This is a genomic window from Asaia krungthepensis NRIC 0535 (assembly GCF_025995175.1).
Lineage (GTDB): Bacteria > Pseudomonadota > Alphaproteobacteria > Acetobacterales > Acetobacteraceae > Asaia > Asaia krungthepensis.
In genome coordinates, this window is record NZ_BAPV01000028.1 from 1 (window position 1) to 855 (window position 855).

The window sequence follows — 855 nt, forward strand, 5'->3', positions numbered from 1 at the left end:
CCAGCGTCTGCAGCATCGCGTCCCATACGCCCTGTTCAGCCCAGCGGCGAAAGCCGACATAGACCGAGTTCCATTTGCCGTCGCGCTCGTGCATGTCTCGCCAGAGACAACCTGTGCGCAATACATCGAGCATGCCGTTCAGGAAACGGCATTTGTCGCCCGCAGGCCGTGTCCACCGGCCCCGCTCAGGCGGCAATAGCGACCCAATCACGTCCCACTCTGCGTCCGATAGGTCTCCGCGATCCATGGCTGCCCCATAAAAAGCAGCCTTGAACCAGAATGCAGCCCCTCTGCATACCCCTATTGTCAACGCAACCTAGGCTTCAAGGAATAAGCGCAACCATAAGTCAGTGTTAAGCGTATCATCGCTGAAGAGCTAGGTCGCGTTGACAAGAGGCCTATCGGTCTAGGGCGAGACCTGTTTCAATTCCTGCCTGTAGGTTACGGGCAGCGGGAGCAGGGATGGGCACGAGGCGATCTGACGGATCATGAATGGTTGTTGATTGGTCTGCTTCTGCGACCTGAGCGCGGACGTTGGCCCCGTCCAGCTGGAGACAAGCGCCTGTTTCTCAATGGCATGCTGTATGTTTTGCGCACAGGCTGTCCCTGGCGCGACATGCATGAGCGCGACGGCAAATGGAACTCGGTTTATGTCCGGTTTTGGCGTTGGGCTGAATAGGGTGTGTGGGATGCCTTGCTGCAAACCCTGGTAGATCTGGGGCTGACCTATAACAGGCAGCATATGCTGGACAGCACTGTGGTTCGTGCCCATTCACAAGCTACAGGCGGAAAGGGGGGGGCTCATTCGGAGGGTTTTGGTCGATCACGCGGCGGTTTTACGAGCAAGATCCACGC

At 57.7% G+C, this 855-nt stretch carries 2 protein-coding genes; one reads left to right on the plus strand and one right to left on the minus strand.

Features of this window, described 5'->3' with window-relative positions:
- The coding region (locus tag AA0535_RS15790) for a transposase (protein ID WP_373319321.1) at positions 1-247 on the minus strand (247 nt) is incomplete at its 3' end.
- A gap of 231 nt (positions 248-478) precedes the next feature.
- Here AA0535_RS15790 and AA0535_RS15795 point away from each other — a divergent pair.
- Complete coding sequence (locus AA0535_RS15795) at positions 479-679, plus strand: transposase (protein ID WP_373319322.1); 201 nt, start codon at positions 479-481, stop codon at positions 677-679.
- Positions 680-855 lie beyond the last annotated feature (176 nt).